This window comes from Kibdelosporangium philippinense, assembly GCF_021390435.2.
GTDB classification, from domain to species: domain Bacteria; phylum Actinomycetota; class Actinomycetes; order Mycobacteriales; family Pseudonocardiaceae; genus Kibdelosporangium; species Kibdelosporangium philippinense.
Genome location: NZ_JAJVCN010000005.1, coordinates 16,795 through 41,016, shown reverse-complemented (window position 1 = coordinate 41,016; position 24,222 = coordinate 16,795). Strand labels below are relative to the sequence as shown.

The window sequence follows — 24,222 nt, the reverse complement described above, 5'->3', positions numbered from 1 at the left end:
GCGGAACCGTCCCGGCACAAACCGTCACACACCCCGAGAATCGTCCTGCCACAGGACGCCGACATACCTACGTAGGACGGATTTCCATGTCATGGCCGCGCCGATGACTCGACTGTGCCATGCTTTCACATCTCTTGACACACTTTCGGCGATCATTCATCACGAAATTGGGGGGAGTCGCGTTTCTATGTTCGATATCAAAAGAACACCGCGTTGATGACAATTTCCGCCGTCGGCGGACTCGCACTCGCGGGAGCTGGTACCGCCGCCGCGGCAGCGCCAAGGCATTGCGTTGCCGACATCGCGACCTGTTTCAGCTCGGAAGCACAGGTGGACGCGTTCCGCCCCGCGGGCACGGCCGCCTGGACGGAACTGGTCCGGCTCTACGACGGTTACAACTACTCCGGCGACACCTACAGCCTGGGCAGTTCGGAGATCTCATCGTGCACGGCGTCCACGGGCAACGTCGACGCGCAGGCCGCCAACCTCGGGGAGTTCCGCAACCGGACGTCCTCGTTCGTGACCAGGGAACGGTGCGACGCGAAGCTGTTCGACCACACCGGCTTCGGCGGCGGGTCGACCGGCTACCTGGACCACTCGACCGATCTGCGCACGATCGGTTTCAACAACAAAGCCGAATCACTGCTGTCCAGCTGAATCCGGGCCACCATGTGAGCACGCGCGACATCACAGGTGCCGCATGACCTGCGCCAGACCGCGAACTCCCAGATCGAAATCGCGCAGCTCTAATGTATAGCCCCCACCCATTCCCAGGGGGCACCCCGCCACGCCAGTCTATCAGTGATAGAGGGGGTTTGGGGGTCTCTAACGGGTGGAGTGCGTGCGAACGGACCGTTCGCACGCACTCGTGGTGGCCTCAGAGGTTCGGGAACCAGAGGTCGATCTCGCGCTTGGCCGAGTCGGCCGAGTCCGAGCCGTGCACGAGGTTGTACTGCACCTCGGTGCCGTAGTCACCGCGGATGCTGCCGGGCACGGCCTTCTCCACCGGGTCGGTGCCGCCGGCCAGCTGGCGGAACGCGGGGATCGCGCGAACGCCCTCGACGACGATCGCGACGACCGGGCCGCCGGTGATGAACTCGACGAGCGAGCCGAAGAACGGCCGCTCCGCGTGCTCGGCGTAGTGCTGCTCGGCCAGCTCCTTGCTGACGTGCTTGAGCTCGAGCGCGACGAGGGTCAGGCCCTTGCGCTCGATCCGGGAGATGACCTCTCCGACCAGGCCGCGGCTCACACCGTCGGGCTTGACCAGAACAAGGGTGCGCTCGCTCACAGCGGTCCGTACTCCTTCGTGCGGGTTTGTTTGATGGCAGCAGACTAACTTGCGTGTTCCGGCTGCAATGTCTTGGTCCATAGCGACGTGCCACGGCCGTCACGTAGCCACACGGTCAACTCACCGCTGCGGCCGTCCACGGACACCTCACCGAAGTGCTGGTAACCGAGCAACGGTGACGTGTTCGCGGCCGGTGGGGCGTGTACGAACTCCGCAACCGGACCGAACGTGGGGTCGAGCGTGTTGGGACCGAACGCGCCAGCGTGCAGTGGTCCGGACACGAACTCCCAGAACGGGTCGAAGTCACCGACGGCCGCGCGCTCCGGCGAGTAATGGTGCGCGGCTGTGTAGTGCACGTCAGCCGTCAGCCATACGACGTTGCGCACGCGTCGTTGCGACAACGTGCGCAGCACCCACGCAAGTTCGTGCTCACGGCCGCCGGGCTTGCCGGGAAGGCCGTTGGCGACGCCTTCGATGTCGGCGCCGTCCGGGACGATCAGGCCGATCGGCAGGTCCGCGGCCACGATCTTCCAGGTGGCGCGGCTGCGGCTGAGCGAGTCGACCAGCCACCGAGCCTGACGGGCACCCAGGATCTGACCGACGCCGTCACGAGGAGCAGTGTTCGCGTCCTTGTAGGTCCGCATGTCCAAGACGAACAGCTCGACACGGCGGCCGAAGCTGAAGCTGCGGTACACGCGTCCGTCGACCGCACGCGCTTTGTCGACCGGCTGCCACTCGTGGAAAGCCTGGAAAGCCCGCTGCGCCAACACATCCACGCGCTTCTCGGTGTACTGCGGCAGATCCAGGATCTCGCCCGGGTACCAGTTGTTGACGACCTCGTGGTCATCCCACTGGACGATGCTGGGCACCGAAGCCGCCAACGCCCGTACGTTGGAGTCGAGCATGTTGTACGCGAACTGGCCGCGATACTCAGCGAGCGTCTCGGCGACCTTGCTCTTCTCCGGAGTGACGATGTTGCGCCACACCTGCCCGTCGGGCAGCGTGACCTTCTCCACCAACGGGTTGTCCGCGTACACGGTGTCCCCGCTGTGCAGGAAGAAATCCGGCTTACGGGCGGCAACCGCGGCAAACCCAGGCATACCGCCGATATCGGGGTTGATGCCCCATCCCTGGCCCACGACGTCTCCCGACCACGCGAACCGAACATCAGCGTTACCAACCGGAGCTGTACGGAAACTGCCGGTCAACGGCTCACTCGTCGTGCGACCGTCGAGGTCCTCGGCGCGCACGCGGTAGTACGCCTCACATCCCGGCGGCAGCCCGCACACACGGAGTTTGCCCGTGCCGTCAGAAGCGGGAGTCAGAACCGGCCCACGAATGCGACGAGCGTGATGGAACGACGGGTCCGTGGATACCTCGACGAGCATTCGTGATGGGCGGTCTGCCCGTGTCCACACCAGGGCACCGTCAGTCGTGACGTCGCCCGCCTGCACGCCGTGAGTAAGCACAGGGCGATCGCGTCGCAACGCCGCGTTAGCAGTGTTAGCGGGAAGTCCCCCAGCGACAAGGAAACCGGCGCTCAGCGCACCCGCACGCAGAACTGTTCGTCTGTCCATGCGGGCGTTGTATCCCCTGGAAACGAACGGCACGTTAACTGTCCTGCTGACTTGGCAGACGTCCTTCTGCCATCCGTTTGGCCACGTCCCGGCGCAACCAGAACAGGTACGTCCACACCAGACCGAAGATCAGCCCGAGCACACCGAGTTCCGGCAGTGCGAAGAAACCGACGAGCATGACCACCTGCAGGGCGATCACGACGAACATGCTCCACGAGAACCGCAGCAGCCCGCAGGTCAGGATCAGCGCCAGGACGATCCCACCGACGAACAGGCCTTTCCACGACGCGAGCCCGCCTGCCGTGCGGTGCACGACCAGCAGCGCCAACGCGACGACGATCGCCTCGATGATCAGGGCGCCCGCCATGACTCCGCGGAAACCCTTCATCGGGTTAGGGGCAGTCATGCGGGTTCCTTCCCGAACAAAGTCCTTGCCTCGCCTGCGGTGACCACGGATCCGGTGACCACGATCCCGCCACCGGCCAGCGGCTCGTTCGGGTCGCCGACCTCCTCGACGAGGTGCACCGCGGTTTCCAGCGCGGTGTCGAGCCGGGGTTCGACGACGATCCGTTCGTCGCCGAAGATGTCCTGCGCGATGCTGGCCAGTTCGTCCACGTCCATGGCGCGCGGCGAGGTGTTGCGCGTCAGGATGATGTCAGTGACCGCCGGTTCGAGCGCTTCGAGAATCCCCTTGGCGTCCTTGTCCGCCATCATCCCGACCACGGCAATGAGGCGCCGGAACGCGAACTCGTCCTCCAATGCCGCCGCCAACGCGGCTGCGCCATGGGGGTTGTGCGCGGCATCGATGAAAACGCTTGGCGCGGAACGCATCCGCTCCATCCGGCCGGGCACCACAACCGAGGCGAAGCCTTCCCGGACCGCCTCGACGTCGATTTGACGGTCAGCGCCCGCACCGAAGAACGCCTCGACCGCGGCCAGCGCGCGGACCGCGTTGTCGGCCTGGTGTGCGCCGTGCAAGGGAAGGAAGATCTCGTCGTACACGCCGCCAAGGCCTTGCAGCGTCAGCACTTGACCGCCGACCGCGACATCCCGGTTGAGCACCGCGAACTCCGAGCCCTGCCGCGCGACCGTCGCGTCCACTTCGGCCACCCGCTCCAGCAGGACCTGCATCACCTCGGGCCGCTGCTCGGCCAGCAGCGCGATCGACTCGGGCTTGATGATGCCCGCTTTCTCCCGCGCGATCCCGGTGATGTCGGAACCGAGGTAGTCGACGTGGTCGATGGCGACCGGGCCGATCACGGCGATCTCGGCGTCGACCACGTTGGTGGCGTCCCAGCCGCCGCCGAGCCCGACCTCGACCACCGCGGCCTCGACCGGGGCCTCGGCGAACGCCGCGTACGCCATCCCGGCGAGCACCTCGAACTTGCTCATCCGGACGTCGCTCGCGTCGTCCACCATGGACACATACGGCTCGATCTCGCGGTAGGTCCCGACGTAGCGCTCCGGGCTGATCGGCGCGCCGTCCAGTGCGATCCGCTCGGTCACCAGCTGCAGGTGCGGGCTGGTGAACCGGCCGACCCGCAGACCGATCCTGGTCAGCAGGGCATCGATCATGCGGGTGGTCGACGTCTTGCCGTTCGTTCCGGTGACGTGCAGGGTCGGATAGCTGTTCTGCGGGTTGCCGAGCACGTCCATCAGGGCCTTGATGCGATCGAGCGACGGCGCGATCTTGGTTTCCGGCCAGCGGGTGTCCAGCTCCGCTTCGACTTCACGGAGAACCTGCAGCGCGTCGGGATCGGTCACGTCAACCGAGTCTAGTTGCCGCCGTGCGGGCCGAGTTACGGGCGTCAGACCTGGATTCACCGTTGATCTTGGTGGGTTGGTCGTGTCGTGGACGGGCAGATGCCCTCTGACTTGGGATGATTGTTCTTGCGACGGAACAACAAACCTCGAGTGAGAGGGCATCTGTTAGGTGAGAGCACCGCATACGCGTGGCGCGGTGTCGGTGAGGTTCGACGATCCGGGATTGGTGTCGCACGCGGGGCTGGTGGCGGTGATGCGGCTGGCCGAGGATGCGGGGTTGTCGGATCTGGCGGATGAGCTGGTCCGGCTGGGTGGTTCGGTGGGGGCGAACGCGGGCGCGAAGATCAGCTCGATCGTGGCGGGGATGGCCGTGGGCGCGGACTCGATCAGTGATCTGGATGTGCTGGGGCATGGTGGAATGGCGGGGTTGTTCACCGGGATCCGCGCATCGTCCACTGTGGGCACGTTTCTGCGCTGGTTCAGCATGGGTCATGTCGCTCAGCTGGAGAAACTCTCCGCCCGGCTGCTGGCCCGTTTGGCGGAGCTGACGCCGCTGCTGGCGGGGGCCGACCGGTTGGGGTTGCTGGATCTGGACTCGAAAATCAGTCAGGTCTACGGGCGGGGCAAAGACGGGGCCGCGTTCGGCTATACCGGGGTGTTGGGGTCAGATGCCGTGAAGGTGACCTTCACGGCAGAACCGGCAGCTCCGGGGACCGGAAAACCCGGTAGTTCGAGTCGACCGCGTAGACGAGGCAGCCGGGCTGGCCGGCAGCCCATTGCGGGCCGTCGCTGCCCATCGCGAAAGCCGCCGTCGACACCGCGTCGGCCGTGGTCAGGTCCGGTGCGTGGACGGTCATGCTGAGCAGGCCGAACGCTGGCAGCCCGGTCCGTCCGTCCAGGATGTGGTTGCCTCGCTCATAGGCCGCGGACGTGGCGACGGCGCCATTGCGAACCCCGAGGACGACGCTGACCTCGTGCTCGTTGTCCGGGTGCCGGATACCGACCCGCCACGGCTGGCCATCGGTCGGTTCGCCGGCCGTGACCACGTCACCACCGGCGTTGATGCAGAACCTGCGCAGCCCGGCCGCGCGCAGCATGTCCGCGGCACGCTGCACCGACCAGCCCTTGACGATGGCGTTCGGGTCGAGTCTGCGCCCCGGGAGCAGGACCTTGAACACACCATCCGACCGGTTCTCGTACGTTTCGCACAGCGCGAGGACGTGCCGGAGATCGTCGCTGATCTCGTCGGCACCGATCTTGCCGTCACCCAACCGCGTGACCTCGCTGTCAAGGCGGAAGGGGCTGAACCGCAGATCGACCTCGTGCAGCCAGTCGAAGACCAGGTCGGCGTCGCGCTGGGTGCCGTCCCGCAGGTCAACGGAGATCGGCAGGCCCATCACCTGGCGTACCGCGTTGACGGCCATCAGGCGCCCTTGGCGTCAATCGCGGCCTGCAGCGAGGTGATGTACGACTCGCTGGTCATGGTCGCGCCGGACACGGTGTCGATCGCGGCGCTCTGGGTCTGCAGGGTTTCCTGGACAAGGCGCGGTCCGGCCATTCTGGACGGTCCGGAGTTGGGCAGCTGCAGGAATCGCACGTCGGAGATCTGGTCGCCGGTGAACACGACCTGGACCTGGACGACGCCGTGCCGGTTGCGCTCCACGGACCCGTTGACGGTCCGTGGCTGCTCGACGGTCGGGGCGGACGACGTGCCCGGCGCAGCCTGCTGGCTGGACGAGGGTGGCAAGGCGGGCACGGTGTTGGGAGGAGGAAGCGCCACCGACTCCGAGGCTATGGTCGGTTCGTACTGCCAGACGAACACGAATCCGACGGCACTGAGCAGGATGGCGGGAATCGCCCTACGCATTGGTTCTCGGTCCTCTCAACTAGCCAGGCTGAAGCGCTCGGCATGGATCTGTTCACGGGGCACGCCCAGCTCACGCAGCGAGCTCAGGACGGCATTGGTCATCGGAGGCGGGCCGCAGACGAACACGTCACGGTCCCAGACATCGGGCGCCAGTCCGGCCACGTTCTTGGGGCTGAGCAACTGGTTGCCGTGCGCGTCCACCGCGTTCACTGGGCCAGCCAGCAGGTGCAACACCGCGCCGCGGGAGCGCGCCAAGTGGTCCAGTTCCTGCAGCAGCACGGCGTCATCGTGTTTGTTCACACGGTAGAACACGACAACGTGTCCGTGGATTTCCTCAAGCAGCGCACGGATCGGCGTGATACCAACACCTCCTGCGATCAGCAACGCGTTCTGCTTGGTCTGGTGCATCGTGGTGAAGGCGCCGTACGGGCCCTCAGCGAACACACGCGTGCCAGGTTTGATGTGACGCAAGGAAGCACTGCCGTCACCAAGCGCCTTGACGGTGAGCCGCAACGACTTTCCGTCCGGCGCGGCGGACAGTGAGAACGGATTTGCCGCCCACCAACGGCCCTTGGTCAGGAACCGCCAGATGAAGAACTGACCGGCCTTGGCAGGCAACTGGTCGAGGTTGCGGCCTGTGACGTACACCGACACGACCTGATCGGACTCGGGCACGACCGCGGAAACCCGCAGCTGGTGCCGGAAGTTGCGCCACAGCGGCAGAATCACGCGACCCAGCAGCACGGCCGCGAGCGCGCCGCCCCACAGCGTCCACCAGTAGGCGCGGGCGAAAGCGTTGCCCACGAAAGACGAGCCTTCGAAGATCTGGTGCGAGAAACCGAGAACGACCGCGAGATAGGTGTAGAGGTGGATGAAGTGCCAGGTCTCGTACGCCAGTTTGCGCCGGGCGAACCGGGCTGACGCGGCGCCGACGAACATGATCAACGCGAACGCGACAATCGCCTGGAAGATGCCGTCGACTGTGGTCGCCAGCGTGACGAACTCGTCGACCGGCCCGGTGTCCGACAGGGTGGCGTAGCCGAACACGATGAACACCATGTGCCCGAGCAGCAGCCACAGCACGCTGAAGCCGGTCCACCGGTGCAGGCTGGTCAGCCGGTCCATCCCGAGCCGCCGGTCCAGCCAGGACAACCGGGCGATCAGCACGAGCTGGAAGGCCATCAGCAGTGCGCCGTACATCCCCAGCAGGCGGCCGATCGAGATGAGCGGATCAGCCGACGGCCCCGCATCGGCGAACAGGACCGTGACGAGCGCGACATTCGCGCCCAGGACCGTATAGAGGCCGGTCCGCGCGAGAACGCGCGGCCGGGTCAGTGACAGGGTCGTCATGCCACCGAGACTGGATTGCGATCCTGTGTCGACCCTGTCATGAACCTGTCGACTTACTATCGGCGGCCCGGTCGCCTCGCTCGACGTGCGCGAATACCGCACCATTGAGTGTGTGAACAAGAAGAGCCCGGTGCGGTTGCTCGTGGTTGACGACGAACCGCACATCGCCGACCTGGTCGCCACCGTCGCCCGTTACGAAGGCTGGAACGCGGTGACGGCCGGGACGGGTGAGGAAGCGCTGCGTCAGGCAGCCAGCTTCGGCCCCGACATCGTGGTGCTCGACCTGATGCTGCCCGATGTGGACGGGTTCACCGTGCTGGACAGCCTGCGCGCGACCGGCGCGATGGTGCCCGTGGTCTTCCTGACGGCGAAGGACGCGACGGCCGACCGGATCGCGGGCCTGACCCGAGGCGGCGACGACTACCTGGTCAAGCCGTTCTCGGTGGAAGAACTGATGGCCCGCCTGCGCGCGGTCCTGCGCCGAAGCAACGGCCCAGCATGGAAGCGTTCCGTGCTCGAAGTCGGCGACCTGACGATGGACGAGGACACCCGAGAGGTGAAGCGCGCGGGCGTGACGGTGTCGTTGACGCCGACGGAGTTCGAGCTGTTGCGCTACCTGATGCGCCGGTCACCGGCGGTGCTGACGAAAGCACAGATTCTCGATCACGTGTGGGAATACGATTTCGGTGGCCGGTCCAATGTGGTCGAATTGGTCGTGTCACATTTGCGCCGGAAGATCGACGACGGCCACGAGCCGTTGCTGCACACCGTGCGCGGCGTGGGTTACGTCGTGCGGCGGCCAACGGGATGAACCGCTGGCAACGCACCCCGCTTGGCACACGCCTGGCCCTGGCGCTGGGCGTGTTGTCACTGATCGTCTTCGGAATCGTCGGCACAGTGCTTGTGACGAGCACGCGTGACTACCTGTCGCGCCAGCAGGACAACCAACTCCAGCGGATACAGCACGACCAGGCGAACTATCGGGGAAAGTGGAAAGCACCCCCTGACTGGCAGCAGCTGGTGTACCACCCGAACAACGGCACCCTTTCCCAGATAGCCGACGCACCACTGCCTCCGCTGCAGGACCGCGACGAATTCACGCGGTTAGCGGACAACGTGGTGAGGCAGCACGCGGCACAGCTGTACCAAACGATCTTCATTCACGGAGTCGGCCCGGCCCGGCTGCGCGCGACCCCGATCGCCAGCGGCGACATCCTGGTCACCGCCGCTCCCATCACCGACATGAACAGCACGGTTCGTTGGCTGATCATCCTGTCGGTCGGAACGTTCGCGGCAGCACTGGTAGTCCTGGTCGTCGCAGGCCGACTCGTACTCCGAAGAGGCCTGCGCCCGCTCAGCGACATGGCGTCGACCGCGCACGACATCACCTCCCACGACCTGACGGACTCAAGCCACCTGCCAGTCCGCGCACAGGGACAAGGCGGAGGCCCGGAGGTGGAAGAGCTTCGAACGTCATTCAACGTGATGCTCGACCACATCGACTCCTCCCTGGCAGCTCGAACGGCGGCGGAACAACGACTGCGCCGATTCATCGCGGACGCCTCGCACGAACTGCGCACCCCCTTGACCTCGATCCGCGGCTACGCGGACCTTTTCCGGTACGCGGCAGCGAACGAACCAGCGGAACGCGAAGCCCACCTCGCGAAAATCCGCGAAGAGACAGAGCGAATGAGCGTCCTCGTGGACGACCTGCTACTGCTGGCCAGGCTGGACTCGGAAACCCCGCTGCGGCAGGAAGAAGTGGACCTTGTCGAGGTCGCTTCGGCGGCGGCACAAGCATTCGTGGCCGCACACCCGGACTTCCCACTGGACTTCGACGCCCCCAGCCGGGTGCTGATCCAAGGCGACGGGATGCGGCTGCGCCAAGTCCTGGACAACCTGCTCACGAACATCGCCCGCCACACGCCCGCGGGAACCGAGGTCGAACTGAGGGTCAGCGCGGACGCGGTGATGACGGTAAGCGACACAGGGCCAGGAATCCCGCCGGAACACCAAGGCCGGATCTTCGACAGGTTCTACCGAATCGACGACTCCCGAAACCGAAGCATTGGCGGCGGCACCGGCCTCGGCCTCTCGATCGTGCACTCGATTGTGAGCGCACACGGCGGAACGGTGAATTTGTTGAGCTCACCCGGCCGGACAACCTTCATCATCTCGTTGAGCCCGTTGAGGAAAACCGCCACACCCGACCGCCCAACCCAGCGGCCCAAGCCAGAATCCGATGGTGTGCCACAGGAACACACCTCACCCTGGAGCCGATGACGCACCACCTCCGGCAACATCGCAGGGCACCCTGCGCGCCAGAAGGCCGCCCACCCGAAGGTCAATCGGCCACCGGCGCGCCGGATATCATTGTGCGCCAGCCAAGCGTATCGGGCCACGCCGCTAGGCTGCTGTGCCTGGCCTAACGCAACCAGTCCGCCGAGCCTCGGTGGCTGCCATCGGCTTTGCCACCAAGCAACTGGCACCTGGTGGCAGCCGACAGCGAACTCAGGCGGTAGGCAGGGCACTCAGCCGGGCGTTGATCCGGTCGATGTCGGCGAGGGCGGCCTCGCGGCGGACCTTGATCTTGTCGACCACGTCGGCCGGGGCTTTCTCGGTGAACTTCGGGTTGTTCAGTTTGGCCTCGCACTGGGCGAGGTCTTTCTGAGCGACCGCGAGGTCCTTGGTCAGCCGCTTGCGCTCGGCCTCGATGTCCACGGCACCGGACAGGTCCAGTTCGACCACGACGGAGGATCCGCCTGGCAGCGAGACCTCCAGGGAGGCACTGGCGGAGAACCCGTCCTCCGGCTCGGTCAACCGTGCCAACGTGGCCACGGCGCTCTGGTGAGCCGACAGCCCGGCCGCCTCAACGCCCGTCAGCCGGGTGTTGACCTTCTGGCCTGGCTTCAGGCCTTGGTCGTTGCGGAAGCGTCGGATCTCGGTGATCAGCTTCTGCACGCCTTCGATTCGCTGCGCCGCACCGGCATCCGTCGCCGCGCCGCTCGCGGACGGCCACGAGGCGATCACGACGGACTCGCCGCCGGTCAGCGCGGTCCACAGTTCCTCGGTGACGAACGGGATGATCGGGTGCAGCAGCCGCAGCAACGCGTCGAGCACGTGCCCGAGCACCGCGCGGGTGGCTTCTTCGCGCCCTTCGGCGATCTGGACCTTGGCCAGTTCCAGGTACCAGTCGCAGAACTCGTCCCAGGTGAAGTGGTAGAGCGCATCGCACAGCTTGGCGAACTGGAAGTCCTCGAACAGGCCGTCGACCTCGGACACGACGTTGTCCAGGCGGTCCAGGATCCAGCGGTCGGCGTCGGTCAGCTCGTCACGGTCGGGCACCGGCACCGCGGTCGTCGCGCCGTTCATCAGGGCGAACCGGCTGGCGTTCCAGAGCTTGGTGACGAAGCTGCGTGAACCGGACGCCCACTCCTCCGCCAATGCCATGTCACTGCCGGGGTTGGCGCCGCGGGCCAAGGTGAAGCGCAGCGCGTCGGCGCCGTAGCGGTCGAGCCACTCCAACGGGTCGATCACGTTGCCGCGTGACTTGGACATCTTCTTACCGAACTGGTCGCGGATCAGTCCGTGCAGGTACAGCTGGTCGAACGGCTGGACGCCGTCCATCGCGTACAGGCCGAACATCATCATCCGGGCGACCCAGAAGAACAGGATGTCGTAGCCGGTGCACAGCACGCTGGTCGGGTAGAACCGTTTCAGGTCGATGGTGTTGTCCGGCCAGCCCAGCGTGGAGATCGGCCACAGGCCCGAGGAGAACCACGTGTCGAGCACGTCCGGGTCCTGCGTCCAGCCTTCGCCTGATGGCGGCTGCTCGTCCGGTCCGACGCACACGACCTCGTCGTTCGGGCCGTACCAGACCGGGATCCGGTGCCCCCACCACAGCTGGCGGGAGATGGTCCAGTCGTGCATGTTGTCGACCCAGTCAAAGTAGCGCTTGGCCAACTCCGGCGGGTGGACCGTGGTCCGGCCGTCCCGCACGGCGTCACCGGCCGCGCGTGCCAACGGCTCGACCTTGACCCACCACTGCATCGACAGCCGCGGCTCGATGACGGTGTCGCACCGCGAGCAGTGTCCGACCGAGTGCAGGTACGGCCGCTTCTCCGCGACGATCCGGCCCTGCTCACGCAGCGCGGCGACAACGGCGGGCCTGGCCTCGAACCGGTCGAGCCCCTCGAACGGGCCCTTCACGACGACCACGGCGCGCTCGTTCATCATCGTGATCGACGGCAGGTTGTGCCGCTGGCCGATCTCGAAGTCGTTCGGGTCGTGCGCCGGCGTCACCTTCACCGCACCCGTACCGAACTCGGGGTCCACGTGCTCGTCGGCGACCACCGGGATGCGGCGGTCGGTCAGCGGCAGCGGGATCTCCTTGCCGATCAGGTGCCGGTAGCGCTCGTCCTCGGGGTGCACGGCCACCGCGGTGTCGCCGAGCATGGTTTCGGCACGCGTGGTCGCCACGACGATCGACTCGTCGCCGTCGCCATACCGGATCGAGACGAGCTCGCCCTCGTCCTCGGAGTGCTCCACCTCGATGTCCGACAGCGCCGTCTGACACCGCGGGCACCAGTTGATGATCCGTTCCGCGCGGTAGATCAGGCCGTCGTCGTACATCTTCTTGAAGACGGTCTGCACAGCCTTGGACAGGCCCTCGTCCATGGTGAAGCGCTCACGGCTCCAGTCGACGCCGTCGCCGAGCCTGCGCATCTGGCCGAGGATCCGGCCGCCGTACTCGTCCTTCCACTCCCAGACCCGCGCCACGAACTCGTCACGGCCCAGGTCGTGCCGGGACACGCCCTCCTTCTCGGCGAGCGAGCGCTCCACGACGTTCTGTGTCGCGATGCCCGCGTGGTCCATGCCAGGCAGCCAGAGCACCTCGTAACCCTGCATCCGGCGGCGCCGAGACATGGCGTCCATCAGCGTGTGGTCCAGCGCGTGGCCCATGTGCAGACTGCCCGTCACGTTCGGTGGCGGCAGCACAATGGTGAACGGCGGCTTGTCCGACGAGGCGTCTGCTTCGAAGTAGCCGGCCTCTACCCATCGCTGGTACAGCCTTCCCTCTACCTTCTCGGGCGCGAACGCGGCCGGAAGATCGGTAGTTGGCTGGGGAATGGCTGTCTCGGTCACGGTGACAAAGTTTACGAACCGCGCTGGAACGCTTTCACCCGCATTGCCTACTCATACGAACGGGTGACTTCCCTGGCTGCTCGTCAGCCGACGACCACGCATTGTGACTCAGCGCACCCGGGCCACTACGCGTAACCACTGGTTTCACGCACCGTATTCAGGCTAGTCTCGGCAGGTCCGGTGTGGGTACACCACGGGGCTGCCGGGCACACTGTTCTCCGCGAGCACGCGCGAGGGAGACATGCCCGAGGACCCACAACACGACGCCACTTCAACACGTTCGTTTTTCAAGCGCTACCGCGCCAAGGTCGCCATGCTCAGTGTGGGCGTAGCGGTCGTGGCCGGGATTGTCGCTTTCAACGAAGTGACGGGTACGGCTGAGCCGAGAACAGTCGACGTGAAAGCGGCGGCACCACCAGTTCAAGTCGACTTCAATCGGCCGTTCCTCGGGACGCCTGCCGCGGACTGGTCGGACGGCGCGGAGGGCATCGTCGCGCCACCAGCGCAGGCTGTCGGCCCGTTCAACGCGCAACAAGTGAAGGACGCGTACGCGCAGGTTCGCCAGGTATTGATCACCTCCAGGTTGGATCGCGCCGTCCTCGAACAGCACGACGTCGAGCGGTATCTCAAGCTGCTGGCCAAGGACTCACAGCGGAAAATGCGTCCGGTCTTCGCCGACGAACCGCATGAGGCGCACGCGTATGCCACCAGGCTCGCCACGGGGTTCCGGCTGCTGCCCGCCGAGCCCAAGGTGCGCGGCCGGATGTGGGCCGAGCAGGGCAACAAGCCGGGCGAGTTGGTGGTGCACACGAACTACGTATTCGCGTATGCGTTCGACACCAGTGAGCCGGACCGGCTGCGAAATGCGATGGACATCGTCGCCGTCGGCCGATGGGACGTGGACTACTCGGTGCTGGGTGACAAGTACGCAGCGACGAGCCGGGGAGTTTGGGCTTCTCGTTCACACGGGTTCACCTATTCCATGGGTTGCGACGCGCTACAGGCCGGTTATCTCGCGCCCGCCTACAGCCAGCGGCGTGACGGCGAGGGAAGTGATCAGAGCGAGGATCGAACCGCCTATTTCGATCCCAGCGCCGACCTGCCCTCACAGACCACGTGCGGCTGATGCTCGCCACCGGTTACTGATGCGCTGGTGGACTGGCCCGCACGATCAACCGTAGGGCGGAGCGCCGCTCGGCGCATCAGTCTTGAGATAGAGATGGAAGATCTGTCTCCAGGCAGATGTGCCACGAGCCGCGATCCGGGACCGTTGACGGCGTGCAGAAATCAACGACACCGGCGATCCACGCCACCTCACTGTCCAAAGTATACGGAGCCGGATCTCCTGGCGACGTAACGGTTACCGCGCTCGACAACGTGACAGTTGGGTTTCCGCGCGAGCGGTTCACCGCGATCATGGGTCCATCCGGGTCCGGCAAGTCCACGCTCCTGCACTGCCTCGCCGGACTGGACAAGCCGACCAGCGGCCAGGTGTTCATCGGCGATATAGAGACGTCTTCGTTGTCCGACGCGCGGCTCACTGCTTTACGCCGGGACCGGGTCGGGTTCGTGTTCCAGGCATTCAACCTGCTGCCGACGCTGACCGCGTGGGAGAACATCGTGCTGCCGCTGGATTTGGCCGGGCGGCGGCCGGACCAGGCGTTCGCCGACGCGGTGATCGACGGGATCGGGCTGCGGCACCGCCTTGGCCACAAACCCAGCCAGTTGTCCGGTGGTCAGCAGCAGCGGGTCGCGTGTGCCCGCGCGCTGATCACCAAACCTGAGGTGGTCTTCGCCGACGAGCCGACCGGCGCGTTGGACTCCAAGTCCTCGGCGGATGTCCTCGGGTTCTTACGTCGCAGTGTGGACCAACTGGGCCAGACCGTGGTGATGGTGACGCACGAACCGACGGCGGCCGCCTACGCCGACCGCGTTCTGTTCCTCGCCGATGGCCGCGTGGTCGGTGAACTGGCCGACCCGACCGCCGACCGTGTCCTTGACCGGATGAAAGACCTCGAGAAAGTAGTTGTCTGATGCTTCGCGCGATGCTGCGTGATCTGCGCGCGCACAAAGGAAGGGTCGCGATGACACTCGTCGCGATCACGTTGGGTGTGGCTTTTGTCGTGGCCACATGGGTTGTCTCGGATTCAGCCGCGGAAACAATCCGCGGCGAGGATGTCCGCGGCGACGTGAGTGTGTCGGTTCAGATCGCCGACGAGGCGCCCGAGCTGACTGTGGCCGACAAGGACCGCCTCGCCTCGATCCCCGGTGTGGCAACTGCTTCCGGGGTGTCGTTCGGGTACGCGGGCCTGATCCGTGCGGATGGCAAACTCGTCTCGGCGCGCCCCGACAAGGCAGGCACGGGCTGGGACTCCTCAGCTCGGTTCGCCCTGACCTCGGGCCGGGCACCCGGTCCAGGCGAGGTGGCACTGGCAGAAGCACAGGCCAAGGAAGCCAACCGCGCGGTCGGCGACAAGACCCGGATTCTGTTGTCCGACGGGCGATCCGTCGATACGACAGTGTCCGGCCTGTACTGGTATCGGCCGCTCGGCGAACCTGTGCCGGGTGTTGCGTTCGGAGACTCAGCAGTACTGCGCAGCGGCTTCACGCGAGTCGAGCTGACTGCCCGGCAGGGTGCGAACGTGGATGCGATCGCGGCAAGCGCACGTGACCTCGTCGATCCGGACCTGCGCACTGTCGCGACTGGCGCGGACCTGACTGCGCAGGCTGAGGCCAGAGCGGACGAGTCGGCTCAGTCCCAGCGAGAGACCCTGCTGGGTTTCGCCGCCGTGTCTTTGCTGGCAGGGATGTTCGTCATCGCCAACACCTTCGCCATGCTGGTGACACAACGAACGCGGCAATTGGCGCTGCTGCGTGCGATCGGCGGGACCCGTCGGCAGGTGCGCAACGCGGTGCTGGTCGAGGCCGGTGTGCTGGGGTGGATCGGTTCGACGTTAGGCGTTGCGCTCGGGATCGGGCTCGGCTTACTCGGCTTGGTGGCCTCCGACAGCGACGGGATCACGCTTTCGGTGTCGCCCACCAGCATCCTGGTCGGCTACGCGGTCGGCGTACTGGTCACCATGATCGCTGCGTACACCTCGGCACGCCGAGCGGCGGAGGTAGCGCCGGTCGCCGCTCTGCGCAGCGACGGTTCGTTCGCCCCACGGTCTCTCGTCACGCGGACCGTCCTCGGTCTCGTGGCTGTGACGTCCGGTGTCATCGCCATCGCCCTGACACTGCGAAACGATCTGTCGACCACAGAACGCGTGGTGGCAATGGGTGGCGGCATCGCCGTGTGGCTCGGGATCTTGTTCCTCGCGCCCGTGCTCGCCACAGCCGTGCTCCGGCCGGTCGGGCGGTTGCTCAGCCGACACGGTGGCCCGGCGACACGGCTCGGGGTACGCAATTCAGTCCGGGATTCGCGGCGTACCGCGGCGACAACGTCGGCGTTGATGGTCGGGCTCGCGCTGGTGTGCGCGTTCGCCACTTTGGGGTCGTCGATCACGTCGATGCTGAGTTCGTCCATCCAGGCCACGGTTCCGGCGACCGCGACCATCGTCTCGTCGCCGGTGCAGCGTCTCGCGCTCGGCAGCGACGTCCTCGAGAAAGTGCGGTCCGTGCCAGGAGTGACGAACGCGTCCGCCGACCGGTACGCGTTCGTCAAGGTCACGCACAACGGTTCCACATCGCCGACGACGATGTCGGCCATCGAACCGGACGGCCTTGTGAAACCCGAGATCGTCGCGGGGACGGGTGATGTCCGAGCCGGAGCGATCGTCGGCGAGAACGAGGCCGCCATGATCGGCGCCCGATTAGGCGATCAGGTGACGCTCGCGCTCGACCCGGTCACGTCGATCACGACCACGATCATCGGCCTGCACAAGGGAATGGAGGGCAGACCACTGTTCTATGTGGACCTGACCACGGTCCCCGAAAAGTTCCGGGACAGCTCGGTCACCACCGTGTACGCGTCTGGGCCGGATTCCGCGGCCGTCCGTGTGGGCATCGAGCAGGCGTTTCGCGACCGGCCCGATGTGGTTGTCACAGATCGAGATGAGGTGATCAAGGAGGCGATCGAGAGCTTCGAGTTGTTGCTGTCGCTGATGTACGCCTTGTTCGGGGCAGCGATCGTCATCGCGGCGTTCGGGGTGGTCAACACGTTGGCGCTGTCGGTGATGGAACGCACCAGGGAGATCGGGGTGCTACGGGCCGTGGGTGGCAGTCAGCCGTTGGTCCGCCGGGCGATCCGGATGGAGAGCGTGGTGATCTGCGCGTACGGCGGGCTGCTCGGCATCGTGGTCGGCGTCGGGTTCGGCGCGGTCATGCAGCACGCCATGATGGGCCAATCACTATGGGACTTCTCGGTTCCGTACGGAATCATCGGCGCCGCACTCGTCGGCATGATCATCGTCGGCGTCCTGGCAGCCCTGTGGCCCGCGCGTCGAGCATCCCGGACGGACGTGCTGGCGGCCATCGCGACGACCTAGACACGGGCAGCGATAGTCCGTGCGCACACGAGGGATTCGGTGTGAGTGGTGTCCACTTCCACGTCGTAGACAACGCCATGGTGAACGGCGTCGGACTGGGAGGCCGCCATTCCTGTCACTCGGTCTCCGCGTGCGATCTCACGGCCCGCCGCGACCTCGCTGTCACACCTGACTCCGACCCACAAGACATCCAGTCCGTCCAAGGCCTTCTGCCACCGTTGCTGGGAGGCCGTGCCACCGAGAAAGACGTCATCGACGATGATCCGAGCGCCCGCCCGCACCATCGCGGCGACACCCGCCATCCATGCCTCCTCCAGCTGCCGGAACTCCGTACCGACCGACACGTCCCCGTCAGCGGCGAACTGGATGACCGATTTGGTTGCAGGCAACGCATCGACAAGGGTGTCCACGCTGAGTGAAAGCCACGGCTCAGGCAGGACTGCCTGCAGGCAGCGGGCAATCCCGGACTTACCTGAGCTGGAGCCGCCGTTGAGCACGATCACCTGAGTCACGCCACGACAGTAGGAACTATGTGGTGAAGATGCGATCGAGATATGTGTCCACGACGGCCAGCGCCGTCTCAGGCGTGTGATGCCCGATCAGGGTTTGGGTAGCGAGCCCATCGATCAGGCCGAGCAACACGTGGGCCTCATGCTGGGGGTCGAGGTCAGGTCGAGTCGCGCCACCGGTGCGGGCCGTGGTGAGCATGACGGCAAGGAGATCACGCAGTTCGCCATAACCGGTCTGCAGCCGGGCAGCGAAGTGTTCGGCGACAACAGCACGAGCCGTGAAGGCCATACCGACCTGAAGGGCATGCCGGTGCAGGTCGTCGATGGGCAGCAGTTCAGCCGCGATGGCGCGGATGACGGTTCGTGGCGATGAGTCGCCCGCGTCAGCGAGGCGCTGATCGACCAGGGCGGCGCCGAGCTCGGTCACGCGCTGGAAGGCGGCCTGAAGCATCTGGTCTTTGGTCCGGAAGTAGTGCTGGACCCGGCCGAGCGACACGTCCGCCTTGGCTGCCACGTCGCGCAGGCTGATGCCGTCAAGGCCTTGCTCGGCGATCAGCTCGAGCACGGCGTCGACGATCTGGTGCTGCCGCTCGTCGTGGGCCGCGCCGACACCACGAGTTCGCTGGCTGACCACCTTCTCAATATACCCGTATTGCTCTGCCGCTAGCATTTCGATACGGTTGACTTGATTTGACCGAACGACCGCATTGGAGGTTCACCGTGCGATGGGGGAAGCGACTCGTCTCGTCCGTAGCCGCACTGGCCGCGATAACCGCGGCATCGGGCACACCGGCAGCGTCGGAGACACAGCACCAGGCCGTACGTGTCGAAAGTGGATGGTTAAGAGGTAGCGAGACACCGGATTACCATCTGTTCCAAGGAATTCCGTATGCGGCGGCGCCCGTGGGCGAGCTGCGCTGGCGCTCACCACAGCCACCCGTGCCGTGGACTGGCACACGTGATGCCACAAAACCAGGAGCCCGTTGCGCCCAACTGACTCCGCCCCAAGGCAATCAGGAACCCTCGGCCGAGGACTGCCTGTTTCTCAACGTGACGGCACCCCGCCATCCGGGCAAGTACAAGCCTGTGGTCGTCTGGGTACACGGCGGGGGATTCCTTAACGAAGCTGGCAGCGACTACGACGCACGACGCATGGCCGTGAGCGGCGATGTCGTTGTGGTGACAGTGAACTATCGACTCGGGATCTTCGGCCTCTTCACGTATCCGGGATTGACCGGGTCTGGCGGGTTCGCACTGGAAGATCAGCAAGCCGCACTCCGGTGGGTGCGGCGCAACATCTCCCGGTTCGGCGGCGACCCGGGCAATGTCACCCTGGCCGGGGAGTCCGCGGGTGGCAAGAGCGCCTGCGGACACCTGGCGTCGCCATCCGCCGCTGGGCTGTTCCACCGGGTCATCCTGATGAGCGCACCGTGCACGGGAACCGTGCCCGCAGGCGCCATGTTCCCAGGTCTGGACCCGTTCCGGCAGTGGATGCCGACGGCGCAACGTCAATCCGACGGCGTCAAGGTGGCGAAGGACTTGGGGTGCACGGACATCGTTTGCCTGCGTGGATTGACCAAGGAGGAGTTATTGGTCAAGCACAACGAATTCATGTCGCCGACGTATGGCAATGCCGTGCTGCCACAGGATCCTGACGCGGCGATCGCGGCAGGACGTGTTCACAAAGTGCCCGTAATCTCCGGTATCACCAAGGACGAGATGACCTACGCGGCGATGATTTTCTACGACCTCAACGACAACAAGCGCATCACCAGAGAACAATACGATGTGCTCCTGCACACCGCATTCGGGGACGACTCGACCCGAGTCGCCCAGCAGTACCCGGTGGACCACTACGTTTCACCAAGCCAAGCCTGGGTTGCCGTGACGACAGACGTCCTCTTCGCTTGCCCGACAGCACAACGCAACAAGGACTTGGGCGCGTGGTCGTACGAGTTCGCCGAGCCCAGCCCGCCAATGCCGGGCCTGTCATTCCCACCAGGCGCACCCCATGCGTCGGACTTGCCGTACCTGTTCCCCGAGTACGGCAAGCCGTACAACAGCCTGTCCGACCGCATGATCCGTTACTGGACGACGTTCGCCCGCACCGGCAAACCCGCTGGCCACGACGTGTGGCCGCGCTATCCCGCGACCATCTCGCTGACTAGCACACCTGGCTCCCCGGCGCGGGTCGACCTCGCAGCCACGCACAACTGTGGTCTGTGGGCAACGATTCCTCAGGTCCGCAGGTAGGAGGCGCCATTCAGATCGACAACCGTGCCTGACGCCCACTCCGCGTCAGAGGACGCCAGGTAGAGCACCGCGGCCGCGATCTCCTCCGGCCGAGCGACCCTGCCGAACGGACTCTGACGCCGGACATCGTCGGTCACCATGTCGGCGACACGGTCGGTGGCGACAAATCCCGGCGCCACCGACGTGACGGCAATCCCATGTGGTGCAAGGGAAACCGCAAGCGATTGGCCGAGCGAGTGCAGCGCTGCCTTGCTCGCACCGTAAGCAGGCATGTCCGGTTCACCTCGGAACGCACCACGAGAACCGACGTTGATGATCCGGCCTCGGACGTCACGGCCAATCATGTGCTGGGCGACAAGGAAGGACATGTTGGCCGCGCCGAACACGTTGACCGCGAACGTGCGCTGCCACAAGGACCGCCAGTCCGCATAGGACAGATCGTGCACCGAGCCCAGCTCGACCAGGCCCGCGTTGTTCACCAGAACGTCAATGCCGCCAAGGGTTTCAGCGGCGGAGGAAACGGCGCGTTCGATCGCATCAGGGTCAGCGAGGTCCGCGTCCGCGGAGGACAAGGCGACCACCTTGTCACCCTTGTCCCGGAACGCGTCCGCGATCGCCGCGCCGATGCCCCGTGAACCGCCGGTGACCAGCACTCCCCTGGTCACTTGGCGAACACCTGCGACTCGTCCTTGAACGCCTTGAACTCAAGCGCATTGCCAGCCGGATCACGGAAGAACATGGTCCACTGCTCGCCAGGCTCACCCTCGAACCGCAGATACGGCTCGATCACGAACTCCGTCCCCACCGCGCGCAGCCGGTCCGCGAGCACGTGAAACTCCGGAATCGGCAGGATCAAGCCGAAGTGCGGCACAGGCACGTCGTGACCGTCGACCGGGTTACGGCCGCTGTCGCCGCGTGCGCCAGGCACAACGTGGGTGACGACCTGGTGGCCGTAGAAGTTCCAGTCCACCCAAGCCTCAGCGGACCGTCCCTCCTCGAGCTTGAGCACGCCGCCATAGAACTCCCGGGCTTTGACCAGGTCATCAACGGGAATAGCAAGATGAAATCCAGGACGGGTCATACCCGCAACCCTGGCTCGCGAAAAACCTAATGTCAACATTCAGACAATAGATGTGGCGCACGACGCCGCCGGAGAAGAAAGAGGTGGATCCGGCCAGAACCTTGCGGGCGAGCCGAGCGGGAATCGAGGGTCAGGCGAGCCCAGCCGGAACCAAGGGGCCAGCAAGCCGACCGAGAACCGGAGGTCGAGCGAGAACCAGACAACCTGCCCCGGCTCCGAGTGGACTCGCGAAAGCTCAGGTAGTCGCGATGGGTTGGGGCAGTCTCGGCGAACTGAGCTGATCGCTCGGCCCAGCGTGAGCGGGCCGGTCCACTCAGACATCCGCCTCGAACGCGAGAACGCGCCGCACCGAGGAACTCGGCGTGGCGCGTTCTTCTCGCTATGACCGCTCTGGGCGGTTCCCGCGTCAGCCGGTGAACAGCTGGGCGACCTTGATGATCAGTTCGTACAGGCCGTAGAGGAGCGGAACGCCCACCCAGAGCCACGCCAGGATCGTCAGCGGCGTCCGGTTGACCTCGCCGCCGGTCTTCCCGGTCGTCGCGTTGTCTGTCACCACGTCGTCTGTCACTGGGCCACCTTCTCCCCGGTCTTCTCGTGGAACTTCGCGTTCACCGGCCGGACCAGTTCGTTGGCGATGAAGCCGACCACGAGCAGGCCGATCACGATGTAGAGCGACGTCGTGTAGAGCGCCGGCCCGCTCTTGCCCGCTGCTTTCTGCGCGTCGGCGATGGCGTTGATGATCAACGGACCGAGCACACCCGCTACCGACCACGCGGTGAGCAGGCGGCCGTGGATCGCGCCTACCTGGTAGGAACCGAACAGGTCTTTCAGGTATGCCGGAACTGTCGCGAATCCCGCTCCGTAGAAGGAAAGGATCAGCATCGCGCAGATGATGAACAGGATCTTCGACTCGTTGGTGAACAGCGCGATCACCAGGTACAGCAACGCGCCAACACCCAGGTAGAACCGGTACATGTTCTTGCGGCCGACGAGGTCCGATGTGGACGACCAGACGATCCGGCCGAGCATGTTCGCCAGCGACAGCAAGGCGACGAACCCTGCCGCGGCCGATGCGCTCACCGGCACCGGTGTTTCCCGGAAGAAGTCGGTGATCATCGGCGATGCTTTCTCCAGGATGCCGATGCCCGCCGTCACGTTGAAGCACAAGACGACCCACAGGCACCAGAACTGCGGCGTCTTGATCGCGTTGCGCGCCGACACGTTCGCCGTGGTGATCAGTGCGTGTGCCTTGTCCTTCGCTGGGCTCCAGCCTGCTGGTTTCCAGTTGTCGGCGGGGACCCGGACCAGCAGTACGCCCAATGTCATGAACACCGCGTACGCGAGGCCGTGCACCAGGAATGTCGTCGCGATCGCGCTGTCGGCGACCGAGATCACCTTCCCGGCTTTGTCGTAGACCACGCCGAAGGCTTGCAGCATCTCCGCTGACCATGGCGAGGCGATCAGCGCTCCGCCGCCGAAGCCCATGATCGCGATACCGGTCGCCATGCCCGGGCGGTCAGGGAACCACTTGATCAGTGTGGACACTGGCGAGATGTAGCCAATGCCGAGCCCGATCCCGCCGAGACCGCCGTACCCCAGTACGACCAGCCAGTACTGCTTGGTCAGCACTCCGAGTGCGGCGACGAGGAAACCACCGCAGAAGCAGCACAGCGACACGAACATCGCCCACCGCGGCCCGTTGCGTTCCACCTTCGTGCCGAACAGCGCCGCGGACAGGCCGAGCATGACTATGCCCAGCTGGAACGGCAAAGCGCTCTGCGCACCGCTCAATGAGAGATACTTTTCCAGCGGAGGCTTGAACACGCTCCAGGCATAGGCCTGACCGATCGCCAGATGAACCGACAGGGCGGCGGGTGGCACAAGCCAGCGGCTCCAGCCCTCCGGCGCGACGATACGGGAGCGGTCCAGGAAACCGAGGGCCATTAGGTGACCTCCCCACGGTGGGTTGTTGAGTAGGCAAACTAATGGTCTGCGTGGAGCGCAGCAAGGAGGAGCACCATGGGGCGGGTAACCGTGCGCCGATCGGTAGTCAAGTTGTCGCCCAACGGTCGACGGCGGCGGCCGGACGTGCTAGCCGCCGAGGAACCCTTGGAGCTGCGGGTCAACGGCAAATCCCTTGCTGTCACAATGCGAACTCCGGGTCATGACGTTGAGCTGGCCCATGGGTTTTTGCTCACCGAAGGCGTCATCGGCGACAAAGAGGACATGTCCACCGCGCGCTACTGCGACAGCGTCGACGATCAAGGACGCAACACCTACAACGTCCTCGATCTCGCGCTCGCGGCGGGCGTGCCACCGCCCGACACGGGGGTGGAGAGAAACTTTTACACCACGTCGTCATGTGGGGTATGCGGAAAGGCCGCTCTGGACGCCGTACGCCTGAAAACCCGCCACTCCCCTGCCGGTGACCCCATCAAGGTCTCTCCGACCGTCCTAACTGGTCTCCCGGACGCCCTGCGCGAGGCGCAACGCGTCTTCGACTCGACCGGCGGACTGCACGGGGCCGGACTGTTCCGGGCCGACGGGACGATGCTCGTGGTTCGCGAGGACGTCGGCAGGCACAACGCGGTCGACAAGGTCATGGGCTGGGCGCTGCTGAACGACCACATCCCGCTGAATGGGACAGTCCTGATGGTGTCGGGCCGGGCGTCGTTCGAGCTCGTGCAGAAGGCGGCCATGGCCGGGGTGCCGATGCTGGCCGCTGTGTCGGCGCCGTCGTCGTTGGCTGTCGAACTGGCCGACGAGAGCGGGATGACGCTGGTCGGCTTTCTGCGCGGCGACTCGATGAACGTCTACACCGGCATCGAGCGACTGGAGGATTACCCGGAGTGACGCCCTACCTGGGCTGATCGGAAACGTCTAGACCCTTTCCCCCGATGG

General features: G+C 65.5%; 23 protein-coding genes. 8 read left to right on the top strand and 15 right to left on the bottom strand.

Annotated features, from left to right (window positions below; genetic code table 11):
• Positions 1 to 216 precede the first annotated feature (216 nt).
• Positions 217 to 657 (top strand): hypothetical protein, encoded by a 441-nt coding sequence (locus LWC34_RS53310; protein WP_233734266.1) that lies wholly within the window; start codon positions 217 to 219, stop codon positions 655 to 657.
• A gap of 220 nt (positions 658 to 877) precedes the next feature.
• Here the strand turns inward: LWC34_RS53310 and ndk are convergent, their stop codons facing one another.
• The 8 genes from ndk to LWC34_RS53270 all read right to left on the bottom strand — a co-directional run bounded on the left by ndk (position 878) and on the right by LWC34_RS53270 (position 7,846).
• Positions 878 to 1,288, bottom strand: coding sequence for a nucleoside-diphosphate kinase (gene ndk / locus LWC34_RS53305; protein ID WP_233734264.1), 411 nt, complete (start codon positions 1,286 to 1,288; stop codon positions 878 to 880).
• Between the two features lie 44 nt (positions 1,289 to 1,332).
• Complete coding sequence (locus LWC34_RS53300) at positions 1,333 to 2,865, bottom strand: alkaline phosphatase D family protein (protein WP_233734262.1); 1,533 nt, start codon at positions 2,863 to 2,865, stop codon at positions 1,333 to 1,335.
• A gap of 34 nt (positions 2,866 to 2,899) precedes the next feature.
• Entirely contained in the window at positions 2,900 to 3,271 is a 372-nt protein-coding gene (locus tag LWC34_RS53295; protein WP_233734260.1) for a DUF4233 domain-containing protein, read from the bottom strand.
• Positions 3,268 to 4,629 (bottom strand): bifunctional tetrahydrofolate synthase/dihydrofolate synthase, encoded by a 1,362-nt coding sequence (folC, locus tag LWC34_RS53290; RefSeq protein WP_233734258.1) that lies wholly within the window; start codon positions 4,627 to 4,629, stop codon positions 3,268 to 3,270. Before folC ends, LWC34_RS53295 begins: the two co-directional genes overlap by 4 nt.
• 165 nt (positions 4,630 to 4,794) lie before the next feature.
• The gene (locus tag LWC34_RS53285) at positions 4,795 to 5,094 is read right to left on the bottom strand and encodes a hypothetical protein (RefSeq protein ID WP_233734256.1); all 300 of its coding nucleotides are present in this window, start codon (positions 5,092 to 5,094) and stop codon (positions 4,795 to 4,797) included.
• Between the two features lie 221 nt (positions 5,095 to 5,315).
• Positions 5,316 to 6,053 carry an FAD:protein FMN transferase gene (locus LWC34_RS53280; RefSeq protein WP_233734254.1) on the bottom strand — a complete coding sequence of 246 codons (738 nt, stop codon included), beginning with the start codon at positions 6,051 to 6,053 and terminating at the stop codon, positions 5,316 to 5,318.
• A complete protein-coding gene (locus tag LWC34_RS53275; RefSeq protein ID WP_233734252.1) occupies positions 6,053 to 6,496 on the bottom strand; it encodes an FMN-binding protein in 444 nt (147 codons plus the stop codon). The genes LWC34_RS53280 and LWC34_RS53275 overlap by 1 nt, the downstream gene beginning before the upstream one ends.
• Positions 6,497 to 6,511: 15 nt before the next feature.
• On the bottom strand, positions 6,512 to 7,846 hold the full coding sequence (locus LWC34_RS53270) for a ferredoxin reductase family protein (RefSeq protein WP_233734250.1): 1,335 nt from the start codon (positions 7,844 to 7,846) through the stop codon (positions 6,512 to 6,514).
• Between the two features lie 112 nt (positions 7,847 to 7,958).
• Here LWC34_RS53270 and LWC34_RS53265 point away from each other — a divergent pair, with 112 nt between their 5' ends.
• Both LWC34_RS53265 and LWC34_RS53260 read left to right on the top strand, forming a co-directional pair.
• Positions 7,959 to 8,657, top strand: a complete 699-nt coding sequence (locus LWC34_RS53265) for a response regulator transcription factor (RefSeq protein ID WP_233734248.1) — start codon at positions 7,959 to 7,961, stop codon at positions 8,655 to 8,657.
• Positions 8,654 to 10,129 carry a sensor histidine kinase gene (locus LWC34_RS53260; RefSeq protein ID WP_233734246.1) on the top strand — a complete coding sequence of 492 codons (1,476 nt, stop codon included), beginning with the start codon at positions 8,654 to 8,656 and terminating at the stop codon, positions 10,127 to 10,129. The genes LWC34_RS53265 and LWC34_RS53260 overlap by 4 nt, the downstream gene beginning before the upstream one ends.
• A gap of 228 nt (positions 10,130 to 10,357) precedes the next feature.
• On the opposite strand, the gene LWC34_RS53255 is transcribed toward LWC34_RS53260, so the two are convergent.
• Positions 10,358 to 12,991: a valine--tRNA ligase gene (locus LWC34_RS53255; RefSeq protein ID WP_233734245.1), complete on the bottom strand. Its 2,634-nt coding sequence runs from the start codon at positions 12,989 to 12,991 to the stop codon at positions 10,358 to 10,360.
• Positions 12,992 to 13,232: 241 nt separating this feature from the next.
• On the opposite strand from LWC34_RS53255, the gene LWC34_RS53250 reads away from it, so the two are divergent.
• The 3 genes from LWC34_RS53250 to LWC34_RS53240 all read left to right on the top strand — a co-directional run bounded on the left by LWC34_RS53250 (position 13,233) and on the right by LWC34_RS53240 (position 17,478).
• On the top strand, positions 13,233 to 14,117 hold the full coding sequence (locus LWC34_RS53250; RefSeq protein WP_233734243.1) for a hypothetical protein: 885 nt from the start codon (positions 13,233 to 13,235) through the stop codon (positions 14,115 to 14,117).
• 152 nt (positions 14,118 to 14,269) lie between these two features.
• Entirely contained in the window at positions 14,270 to 15,025 is a 756-nt protein-coding gene (locus LWC34_RS53245) for an ABC transporter ATP-binding protein (protein WP_233734241.1), read from the top strand.
• On the top strand, positions 15,025 to 17,478 hold the full coding sequence (locus LWC34_RS53240; RefSeq protein ID WP_233734240.1) for an ABC transporter permease: 2,454 nt from the start codon (positions 15,025 to 15,027) through the stop codon (positions 17,476 to 17,478). Before LWC34_RS53245 ends, LWC34_RS53240 begins: the two co-directional genes overlap by 1 nt.
• Here the strand turns inward: LWC34_RS53240 and cpt are convergent.
• Together cpt and LWC34_RS53230 are read right to left on the bottom strand one after the other, a co-directional pair.
• A complete protein-coding gene (gene cpt, locus LWC34_RS53235; protein ID WP_233734239.1) occupies positions 17,475 to 17,990 on the bottom strand; it encodes a chloramphenicol phosphotransferase CPT in 516 nt (171 codons plus the stop codon). The genes LWC34_RS53240 and cpt overlap by 4 nt on opposite strands.
• Before the next feature lie 16 nt (positions 17,991 to 18,006).
• A complete protein-coding gene (locus tag LWC34_RS53230; protein ID WP_233734238.1) occupies positions 18,007 to 18,621 on the bottom strand; it encodes a TetR/AcrR family transcriptional regulator in 615 nt (204 codons plus the stop codon).
• Positions 18,622 to 18,707: 86 nt separating this feature from the next.
• Between LWC34_RS53230 and LWC34_RS53225 the strand changes: the two genes are divergently transcribed.
• On the top strand, positions 18,708 to 20,240 hold the full coding sequence (locus LWC34_RS53225; RefSeq protein WP_233734237.1) for a carboxylesterase/lipase family protein: 1,533 nt from the start codon (positions 18,708 to 18,710) through the stop codon (positions 20,238 to 20,240).
• On the opposite strand, the gene LWC34_RS53220 is transcribed toward LWC34_RS53225, so the two are convergent.
• The 4 genes from LWC34_RS53220 to LWC34_RS53205 all read right to left on the bottom strand — a co-directional run bounded on the left by LWC34_RS53220 (position 20,225) and on the right by LWC34_RS53205 (position 23,265).
• On the bottom strand, positions 20,225 to 20,905 hold the full coding sequence (locus LWC34_RS53220) for an SDR family NAD(P)-dependent oxidoreductase (RefSeq protein WP_233734236.1): 681 nt from the start codon (positions 20,903 to 20,905) through the stop codon (positions 20,225 to 20,227). The two genes, LWC34_RS53225 and LWC34_RS53220, sit on opposite strands and share 16 nt — an antisense overlap.
• On the bottom strand, positions 20,902 to 21,321 hold the full coding sequence (locus tag LWC34_RS53215; protein ID WP_233734235.1) for a VOC family protein: 420 nt from the start codon (positions 21,319 to 21,321) through the stop codon (positions 20,902 to 20,904). The genes LWC34_RS53220 and LWC34_RS53215 overlap by 4 nt, the downstream gene beginning before the upstream one ends.
• A gap of 406 nt (positions 21,322 to 21,727) precedes the next feature.
• The gene (locus tag LWC34_RS53210; RefSeq protein WP_233735056.1) at positions 21,728 to 21,889 is read right to left on the bottom strand and encodes an MFS transporter small subunit; all 162 of its coding nucleotides are present in this window, start codon (positions 21,887 to 21,889) and stop codon (positions 21,728 to 21,730) included.
• Positions 21,886 to 23,265 carry an OFA family MFS transporter gene (locus LWC34_RS53205; protein WP_233734234.1) on the bottom strand — a complete coding sequence of 460 codons (1,380 nt, stop codon included), beginning with the start codon at positions 23,263 to 23,265 and terminating at the stop codon, positions 21,886 to 21,888. Before LWC34_RS53205 ends, LWC34_RS53210 begins: the two co-directional genes overlap by 4 nt.
• A 75-nt stretch (positions 23,266 to 23,340) precedes the next feature.
• Here LWC34_RS53205 and fdhD point away from each other — a divergent pair, with 75 nt between their 5' ends.
• Positions 23,341 to 24,174, top strand: coding sequence for a formate dehydrogenase accessory sulfurtransferase FdhD (gene fdhD / locus LWC34_RS53200; protein WP_233734233.1), 834 nt, complete (start codon positions 23,341 to 23,343; stop codon positions 24,172 to 24,174).
• The last annotated feature ends 48 nt before the right edge of the window (positions 24,175 to 24,222 follow it).